Source organism: Simiduia sp. (assembly GCF_058345725.1).
Map to the genome: position 1 here is coordinate 1 of NZ_JBTUOC010000091.1, position 8,618 is coordinate 8,618.

The window sequence follows — 8,618 nt, forward strand, 5'->3', positions numbered from 1 at the left end:
CGATGTTCTTTGCCTGCCCACTATCGATTTGGTGGTCGCCGAAGACCGCGACCGCACCAAGCAGTTTCTAAAAGAATTCACGTTAAAAGGCGAAGAGGCCGAATCCACAGAAATGAGCTTTAACGGCCTGCACCAGGCCGGCAGTAAACACGCCTTTAAAATGGAGGTGGCGCACGCCATTTTTGACGAGGAGCCCTGCATTCAATTGGTGATGCGCGCAAGCCAGGATAACAGCGAAGAACTGGAAGCGCAGCTACAGGAAATCAAACAAACCGACGTACAAACTGGCCTGTTTAATCGCCAATACTTTCTGGAGCGCCTGGAGCAATCGGTGGACAAAGCCACCGATGGCGAAGCCGGCGCCACGCTGACCTACATTGAAGCAGATCAATTTTTTGACCGGGTCGAAAGTGTGCACGGCGTCAGCGTCGCCGACGGCGTCATTAAAAAACTGGCAGAGCTGGTTAGCCGCCACGCAAAACCGGGCGAACACTTAGCGCGCTTTAGCGACGACACCTTTGCACTGCTGTCGCCCGGCACCAGCGCCGACAAACTGGTACAGCGCGCCAAGGCTCTGTGCGCCGAAGTGGCCGAAACAGTTTTCGATATCGACGGCACCACTGTGCAGTTCACCATCACCGCCGGCTTGTCGCTAGTGACTGAGGCCAGCAAAGACTCGGAAGCGGTCATCGACCAAGCGCTTCAAGCCATCGAAGAAGTTCGCAAAAAAGGCGAGGGCGGCCTAGGCAACGACGCTAAACTCTTCGAGCCCAAAATTGGCAACGCAGACGCCGGCGCCGACATCGCGCGCGCGCTGCAGCGAGCGGTGGACAACAACCAATTTAAATTGCTTTTTCAGCCCATTATCAGTTTGCGCGGCAACGAAAACGAATTGTACGAAGTACTGTTGCGCATGGTGGACGAAGAGGGCAAAGACATCGAGCCGGCCAAATTTCTGGAGGCCGCTGAAGCCATCGGCGCCACCACAAAAATTGATCGCTGGGTCATTCTCGAATCTATCAAGATGCTGTCTGAGCATCGCGCCAAGGGCAACAACACCAGCCTGGTGATTAACCTCAGTCGCCACTCGCTCACCGACGAAAGCCTGCTGCCTTGGCTGGGTGTCGCCTTTAAGGCCGCCAAGCTGCCGTCCGATGCGATCATGTTCCAGGTGCGCGAAATGGACGTAACCAATCACATGAACGCCGCCAAGGCCTTTTGCGCGGGCCTCGGCAAACTGAAAACCGCCATGTGCATTTCCGGCTTCGGCTGCGCCATGAACCACTTCAATACCTTAAAGCACGTGCCCGCCCAATACATCAAAGTGGACGGCAGCTTTACCCAGGATGTGCAAAATGGCAGCGAGGGCGCCGAGTCGCTCACCAACATCATTAAAGAATTGCACAAATTGGAAAAAATTACCGTGGTGCCCTTTGTGGAAAATGCCAACGTGCTGTCTACTCTGTGGCAGAGCGGCGTGCACTATATTCAAGGCCACTATCTGCAAGGCCCGTCAGAGGGCATGGACTACGATTTCAGCATGGATGGCTAAAGCCTTGCGAACCCATAAAAAAACCCGCGTTTCAGCGGGTTTTTTTATGGGTTGCGCGCGCCACTAGGCCGCCACAAATTCCTGATCAGTAAGCCCGAGCAAATAGCACACAGCCTCCAGCCCCAGAGTGCTGATGGCGTAATCGGCCGAGGCGCGCACCAGGGGTTTCGCGTGAATTGCAACGCCCATACCGGCCAGGCCCAGCATGGGCAGATCGTTGGCTCCGTCGCCCACGGCAATCACCTGCGACAGCGACAGGCCCCGCTCGGCGGCAATGCGCTGAATCAACGCCGCCTTGCGCTTGCCATCGACCACCGTGCCGGTGACGCGGCCGGTGACTTTGCCGTCCACAATTTCCAGGGCGTTGGCATGCACTTCATCTATGCCAAGCCGCGCCTGGATTTTTTCGGCAAAGTACACAAAACCCCCGCTCAAAATAACGGTGTGAAAACCACGCGCTTTTAGCGTGTTAATCAATTGCGCCGCGCCATCCATCAGTTCGAGCTTGTCGGCAATGCCGGCCAACACCGATTCGGGCAAACCATTAAGCAGCGCCATGCGCTGGGTAAAACTCTCGATGAAGTCCAGCTCGCCGCGCATGGCCGCGGCAGTAATCGCCGACACCTTTTCGCCAATACCGGCCGCGGCCGCCAGCTCGTCGATACACTCGGCCTTGATTAAGGTTGAATCCATATCAAAACAAATCAAGCCCCCCTGGCGACCATAGGCGGCGCCGGGCTGCAGATTGATATCGACACCTAGGCGATCAGCCAGGCTGCGCAACACTGCGCGGGTTTCCAGTAAATTGGTTTGACCGGACAAGCGCAGCTGCCAAGCTTGGCGGTTGCGCGCCAGCGGTCGCGACAAGCTGCGGCTACTCAACAAGTGCAACCCCTGTCCAGCCAGTTGCTGAACCACCTGAGCCAGGTGTGCCGGGCGCAACACAGGTGCCATGAGTGTGGCCACGAAGGTGTAATCCGGCGCCGGTCGATCCTGCACCTGCACCTGCATATCGGGCCACAGGGTGGCGATAGAGGCCTGCAGTGACTGGGCATCCACGGGCGCCTCGCACGCCAGCTGCAGGCTAAATCCCGGCGACCATTGTTCGCAGGTCAAGGGCTGACTGCGCACGGGCAAATGATCGAGCTGGGCGAGCACCTCCGTCAGGTCGTAGTGGTCGTGAAAGCAGGAAAGGTGAACGCTGATCATGTTGGACAGGCCTGTAACTGAAGGGCAACGGTTTGTGGGCGGCATTATATAGTTTTCACCCGGCAATAGGCTAAACTAGGCGGCCTTTTACGCCCGACTTGGGTGCTGTTTGGCAGGCCTATGACCTCAAACCACAAAAACAATAACACCCGCCCGCTGCAACTGCTGCGAGACCGACTGCTGCATCCGCAGCCCGTGGGCTTCACGCTCGTGCTGGCACTGCTGCTCACCCTCGCCTGCGGCTGGCAATTGCACCGCTACCTGGATCAGCAAATGCAGAATGTAGCCCAGCGCTACGGCCAAGCGCTGGCCAACATGGCCGCCGAGCAAGCCGAGTCGGCAATGCTGAACCAGGACCGGGTGAGCCTGACGGCGCTACTGGCCGACATTACTAAAAACCTCGATGTGGATGGCGCCACCGTGCACGACGTGGAGAATCGCCTGCTGGTACAAAACGGCACTGTCACCGGCAAACTGCAGCTGCACTTTTCCGCACCTATCGTCTTGCAAGACAGCGTGGCCGGCTATGTGACCGTCGCCGTGAGCGCCCAGGCGGCCCTGAACAATCGCTATCGCCTCTACGGTCGCCTGGCGCTCACCCTGATTGCCCTGGTGGCGCTCACCACGCTCGCGGCACTCTTGTACCGCAACCCCACAGCACCTCAACCGCCGGCGACGCACACACCCAGTGCCCCCACACCGCTGCGCAAGGTGACGCTCACATTGGATTTACTAAACCTCGATCAGCTCCACACAGAGCTCAACGGCGAGGCCTTTAAAAAGTTGCTGGAGCGATTTGAGCGGCAACTGCAGGGGGTGATCTCACTCTACGGCGGCGAAAGCCTGGGGTTGCAAAATCACCAGTTAACGCTGTTATTCGCCGATGAAAATCGGGCCGATGCCAGTTTTAAGGCCATTTGCAGTGCAGAGCTGCTGCACGCCCTCAGCGAGCAGAGCGAGCTGGCATTGCAGTTGGGCGCCCGCATACTGCCCTTTGAAGCCAGCGCCAATCTGAAGTCGCAATATGCCCGCCAGTTGAAACCCGGCGGCATGCGCGCCACCATTATTTCGGTAAAATTATTGGAAGAGACACTGACCGAGCGCTGCCAGTTCGCCGCCCGCGCAGACCAGCGCAGCGCCCGTATAGAGCAGGTGCTGCCGCCCTATAAAAAATTACTGGATAACCAACTGGCGCAGCTGGCGGGTCTCACGCCGGAGCAGGACGAAGGCTAGAATTACTCGAAGGGCGCGTTTTAGCGCGCGCGCAACTCGCCGTTATTGGCCGCCTCGCGGGCTTTTTTCCGGCTGTCCATCAAACGGTAGTGCGCAAGTTCCGGGATTGTTTCGCGCAAGCGATATTCCAACTGCTCTATTTTTTCAGCTTGCGCGCACAGCGCATCGCCACGAGCATCCAATGCGGGTTCTTGCGCCTCCATCTGCTTTTCCACCTGCTCGCCAAAGCGCTCCATTTTGGCGCCGAACGCCGCCATGCGCGTTTCAAAATCACCCTCGGCGCTGAACATGGCACTTCCCAACAACGACCACACACTGCCTATGGAGGCCGTGACCGCCTCTTCCACCATCGCCTCTATGTCGTCGTCAAAGGTGCCATCCAACACATCCAGGCGCTCGTCGACCACCCGATACTCGCCGGGACGTGCCGCCATGCGCTGCGAGAACTTGGTATCGGCCAACGCCAAGGACTCGCGCACCTTGACCGCCGGCTCGCTGGCCTCGCCAAAGGCCTGCGCCAGCGCCTGGGCCACCACTTCGCCAACCGTGTCCAGTAGATCTTTTACGAAGGTGACCAGAGTTGGCATAAAGGCCTGTAGGTCCCTCGTGTAGTCAACCACCAGCGCTCGCTGCTCTGCGCTTAGCACCACCGGCGCACCGTCCACGCGCACCTCGCCACTGGGCTTTAACACATACACCCGCTCGGCCTGGGTAGAATTCACCCCGGTGGGCTGCACACTAAAATCACTGGCGAAACGCACATGGCAATCGCGTAGCCCCATGTCCACACCCGCCAACACACCGCCGGCCGACGCCGACAACACCAACCCAATAACCCAGCACCCTAGCGCGCGCATCGTCCATTCCCCGCGTAAATTATTCGGACTCTAGAAAACCACAGGATGCGCCAGGAGGACAGCCCAAATCGGCCAATGGCAGACTGCCGCCGGTGAGCCGTGGCCTTATGGCAGGGAGATATTTGCAGGCGGCTGCTTAGATCAATGCTTACCTTTACGTTAACGTCAACCTGCGGTAGAGTTTGCGCAGCACGGGTAAAGAGGTCGCAATGGACAAGGTTTACAGCATCTCCGATCTGGCGCGGGAATTTGACATCACCACCCGCGCCATCCGCTTTTACGAGGACAAGGGCCTGCTGGCCCCAGCGCGCCGGGGCCAAACGCGCCTGTACAACCACGCCGACCGGGTCAAACTAAAACTGATTCTGCGCGGCAAGCGGCTGGGTTTAAGTCTGGAAGAGAGTGGCGAGATCATCGGCATGTACGACCCTGGCTCCAACAACGCCCCCCAGCTGGAGCGGCTGATCCATAAAATTCAGGAGCGCCGGCAGGCGCTGCTGGCACAGAAACGCGACATCGACATCATGCTGGCCGAACTGGATGACGCCGAGACCAATTGCAAGCAGGCCCTCAAAGCCAGTAACTGACGCACCCAATCACAACGAACAGTAAAACAACAACATTTTCGAGAGGACATCCCATGAGCTTTCCCTACCCCACATTGAATTTCGGCCTGGGCGAAGATATCGACATGCTGCGCGATTCCGTCTATCAATTCGCCCAGGGCGAACTGGCGCCGCGCGCCGCGCAAATCGATGCCGACAACGAATTCCCCATGGATATGTGGAAAAAATTCGGCGACATGGGCCTGCTGGGCATGACGGTCGCAGAAGAGTACGGCGGCACTAACATGGGCTACTTGGCGCACGTGGTGGCCATGGAAGAAATCTCCCGCGCCAGCGCCTCCGTGGGCCTGTCTTACGGCGCCCACTCCAACTTGTGCGTCAATCAGATTCACAAAAACGGCACCGAAGCGCAAAAGCAAAAGTACCTGCCCAAGCTGTGTTCCGGTGAGCACATTGGCGCACTGGCCATGAGCGAACCCAATGCCGGCTCCGACGTGGTGTCGATGAAATTGCGCGCCGAGAAAAAAGGCGATCGCTACATTCTGAACGGCAACAAAATGTGGATCACCAACGGCCCCGATGCCCACACCTACGTCATCTACGCCAAGACCGATATCAACGCCGGCTCCAAGGGCATGACCGCGTTTATCGTCGAGCGCGACTTCCCCGGTTTTTCCCGCCACCAAAAACTCGACAAGCTGGGTATGCGCGGCTCCAACACCTGTGAGCTGGTATTCCAGGATTGCGAAGTGCCGGAAGAAAATATTCTGGGCGGCGAAGGCCGCGGCGTGGCAGTACTGATGAGCGGCCTGGACTACGAGCGCACCGTGCTCTCCGGTGGCCCCACTGGCATCATGAGCGCCTGCATGGACGTGGTGGTGCCCTACATCCACGATCGCAAACAGTTCAACCAGTCCATCGGACAATTCCAGTTGGTACAGGGCAAAGTGGCCGACATGTACGCCGGCATGAACGCCTCAAAATCCTACCTGTACAACGTGGCCAAGGCCTGCGATCGCGGCGAAGAGTCGCGCAAAGATGCGGCCGCCGTAATTTTGTACACCGCCGAGATGGCCACCAAAATGGCGCTCGATGCGATCCAGTTGCTGGGCGGCAACGGTTACATTAACGAGTTCCCCACCGGCCGTTTACTGCGCGACGCCAAGCTGTACGAAATTGGCGCCGGCACCAGCGAAATCCGCCGCATGTTGATCGGTCGCGAGCTGTTTAACGAAACCCGATAAGTTGCACGCAACAGGCGGCGGAACCGACTCCGACACGCGCGACCAGACCCTCCGTCGCGCCACTGTTCGAGCCGGCTCAGCCGCCCGGTAAGTCCCCGCGCCGCCCGTCGGCGCCTGCTCACGGAGCCCAAGGAATGCCCCTACTCAAAAGCCAAATCAATCCCCGCGCCGAGGAGTTCGTCGCCAATGCCGCACACCTGCAGGCGCAGGTTGACGATCTCAACACCAAGCTGGCGCACATCCATCAGGGCGGCGGCGAGAAAGCCCAGGCCCGACACACCGCGCGCGGAAAATTGCTGGCGCGCGATCGCATCGACGCCCTGCTCGATCCCGGTTCGCCCTTTTTGGAGCTGTCGCCGCTGGCCGCCTTTGAAGTCTACGACGATGTGGTGCCCGCCGCCGGCGTGATCACCGGCATCGGCCGCGTCAACGGCCAGGAGTGCGTCATCGTCGCCAACGATGCCACCGTCAAGGGTGGCTCCTATTACCCACTCACGGTTAAGAAACATTTACGCGCGCAAACCATTGCCGATCAAAACAATTTACCCTGCATTTATTTGGTGGATTCCGGCGGCGCTAATCTGCCCCGCCAAGACGATGTGTTTCCCGATCGCGAACACTTTGGGCGCATCTTTTTTAACCAGGCCAACATGTCTGCCAAGGGCATTGCGCAAATTGCCGCGGTTATGGGTTCCTGCACCGCCGGCGGCGCCTACGTGCCCGCCATGGCCGACGAGTCCATCATCGTCAAAGAGCAGGGCACAATTTTCCTGGGCGGCCCACCGCTGGTGAAAGCCGCCACCGGTGAGGTGGTTTCCGCCGAAGATCTGGGTGGCGCCGACGTGCACTGCCGCACCTCGGGCGTGGCCGATCACTTCGCCCGCAACGACCACCACGCACTGGAATTGGTGCGCAATGCCGTGGGCCGCTTGAATCGCACCAAGCCCGCGCAACTCGACGTGCGCGCACCGGTGGAACCGCTGTACGACGCCAAAGAAATTTACGGCATCATTCCCAAAGACACGCGCAAGCCCTACGACGTGCGCGAAATCATCGCGCGGGTCGTCGATGGCTCCGAATTCGACGAATTCAAAGCCCTGTACGGCACCACCCTGGTGTGCGGTTTTGCCCGCATCTACGGCTACCCCGTGGGCATCGTCGCCAACAACGGCATTTTGTTTTCCGAGTCTGCGCAAAAGGGCGCGCACTTTGTAGAGCTGTGCGCGCAACGCAAAATCCCGCTGGTGTTTTTGCAAAACATTACCGGCTTTATGGTGGGCCGCCAGTATGAAGCCGGCGGCATCGCCAAGCACGGCGCCAAAATGGTTACCGCCGTGGCCTGCGCGCAGGTACCCAAGCTCACCGTATTGATCGGCGGCTCCTTTGGCGCCGGCAACTACGGCATGTGCGGCCGCGCCTACGACCCACGCTTTTTATTCATGTGGCCCAATGCGCGCATTTCCGTCATGGGTGGCGAGCAGGCCGCCGGCGTACTTGCGCAAATTAAAAAAGACCAGATGGAAAAAACCGGCGAAAGCTGGAGCGCTGAAGAAGAAGCTGCCTTTAAAAAACCGGTGATCGACACCTACGAGCAACAGGGCCACCCCTACTACGCCTCGGCGCGCCTGTGGGATGACGGTGTGATCGACCCGGCCGACACCCGTCGGGTATTGGGCCTGGCTCTCTCGGCCAGCTTAAATAAATCCATCGACGAGACGCGCTTTGGCGTGTTCCGCATGTGAGGCCCGCCATGAGCATTCGCTATGAAAAAGATGCGCGCCAGGTGGTCACCGTGACCCTGGACCGCGCCGAAAAACACAACGCCTTTGACGACGGCGTGATCGCCGAGTTGCAACAGGCCTTCGAGCGCGCGCGCGAAGAACAAAGAGTTCGGGCGCAGGGGTTTGCAGCAGATGGGAACTCAATTTCACCCGGCGCCGAGCAGGGCTGGATGACG

At 59.0% G+C, this 8,618-nt stretch carries 8 protein-coding genes; 6 read left to right on the forward strand and 2 right to left on the reverse strand.

All coding sequences use genetic code 11. From position 1 onward, the window contains the following. On the forward strand, positions 1-1,552 hold a 1,552-nt coding region (locus ACW8F6_RS17575; RefSeq protein WP_491577191.1), incomplete at its 5' end, for an EAL domain-containing protein. 63 nt (positions 1,553-1,615) lie between these two features. Here the strand turns inward: ACW8F6_RS17575 and serB are convergent. Continuing rightward, positions 1,616-2,761: a phosphoserine phosphatase SerB gene (gene serB / locus ACW8F6_RS17580; RefSeq protein ID WP_491577192.1), complete on the reverse strand. Its 1,146-nt coding sequence runs from the start codon at positions 2,759-2,761 to the stop codon at positions 1,616-1,618. A 120-nt stretch (positions 2,762-2,881) separates the two neighbouring features. Between serB and ACW8F6_RS17585 the strand changes: the two genes are divergently transcribed. Beyond that, complete coding sequence (locus ACW8F6_RS17585; RefSeq protein ID WP_491577193.1) at positions 2,882-3,994, forward strand: hypothetical protein; 1,113 nt, start codon at positions 2,882-2,884, stop codon at positions 3,992-3,994. A gap of 20 nt (positions 3,995-4,014) precedes the next feature. Here ACW8F6_RS17585 and ACW8F6_RS17590 read toward each other — a convergent pair whose 3' ends face one another. Then, positions 4,015-4,851 carry a DUF2884 family protein gene (locus ACW8F6_RS17590; RefSeq protein ID WP_491577194.1) on the reverse strand — a complete coding sequence of 279 codons (837 nt, stop codon included), beginning with the start codon at positions 4,849-4,851 and terminating at the stop codon, positions 4,015-4,017. 209 nt (positions 4,852-5,060) lie between these two features. On the opposite strand from ACW8F6_RS17590, the gene ACW8F6_RS17595 reads away from it, so the two are divergent. The 4 genes from ACW8F6_RS17595 to ACW8F6_RS17610 all read left to right on the forward strand — a co-directional run. Then, the gene (locus ACW8F6_RS17595) at positions 5,061-5,438 is read left to right on the forward strand and encodes a MerR family transcriptional regulator (RefSeq protein WP_491577195.1); all 378 of its coding nucleotides are present in this window, start codon (positions 5,061-5,063) and stop codon (positions 5,436-5,438) included. A 53-nt stretch (positions 5,439-5,491) separates the two neighbouring features. Further along, positions 5,492-6,661, forward strand: a complete 1,170-nt coding sequence (locus ACW8F6_RS17600) for an isovaleryl-CoA dehydrogenase (RefSeq protein ID WP_491577196.1) — start codon at positions 5,492-5,494, stop codon at positions 6,659-6,661. Between the two features lie 134 nt (positions 6,662-6,795). Beyond that, positions 6,796-8,403, forward strand: a complete 1,608-nt coding sequence (locus ACW8F6_RS17605; protein ID WP_491577197.1) for a carboxyl transferase domain-containing protein — start codon at positions 6,796-6,798, stop codon at positions 8,401-8,403. An 8-nt stretch (positions 8,404-8,411) separates the two neighbouring features. Then, the coding region (locus ACW8F6_RS17610) for an enoyl-CoA hydratase-related protein (RefSeq protein ID WP_491577198.1) at positions 8,412-8,618 on the forward strand (207 nt) is incomplete at its 3' end.

What these genes read in the sequence shown, in the direction of transcription:
- serB (WP_491577192.1), bottom strand. Translation starts at nt 2,761, where the DNA reads ATGATCAGCGTTCACCTTTCCTGCTTTCACGACCACTACGACCTGACG.
- ACW8F6_RS17585 (WP_491577193.1), top strand. Translation starts at nt 2,882, where the DNA reads ATGACCTCAAACCACAAAAACAATAACACCCGCCCGCTGCAACTGCTG.
- ACW8F6_RS17590 (WP_491577194.1), bottom strand. Translation starts at nt 4,851, where the DNA reads ATGCGCGCGCTAGGGTGCTGGGTTATTGGGTTGGTGTTGTCGGCGTCG.
- ACW8F6_RS17595 (WP_491577195.1), top strand. Translation starts at nt 5,061, where the DNA reads ATGGACAAGGTTTACAGCATCTCCGATCTGGCGCGGGAATTTGACATC.
- ACW8F6_RS17600 (WP_491577196.1), top strand. Translation starts at nt 5,492, where the DNA reads ATGAGCTTTCCCTACCCCACATTGAATTTCGGCCTGGGCGAAGATATC.
- ACW8F6_RS17605 (WP_491577197.1), top strand. Translation starts at nt 6,796, where the DNA reads ATGCCCCTACTCAAAAGCCAAATCAATCCCCGCGCCGAGGAGTTCGTC.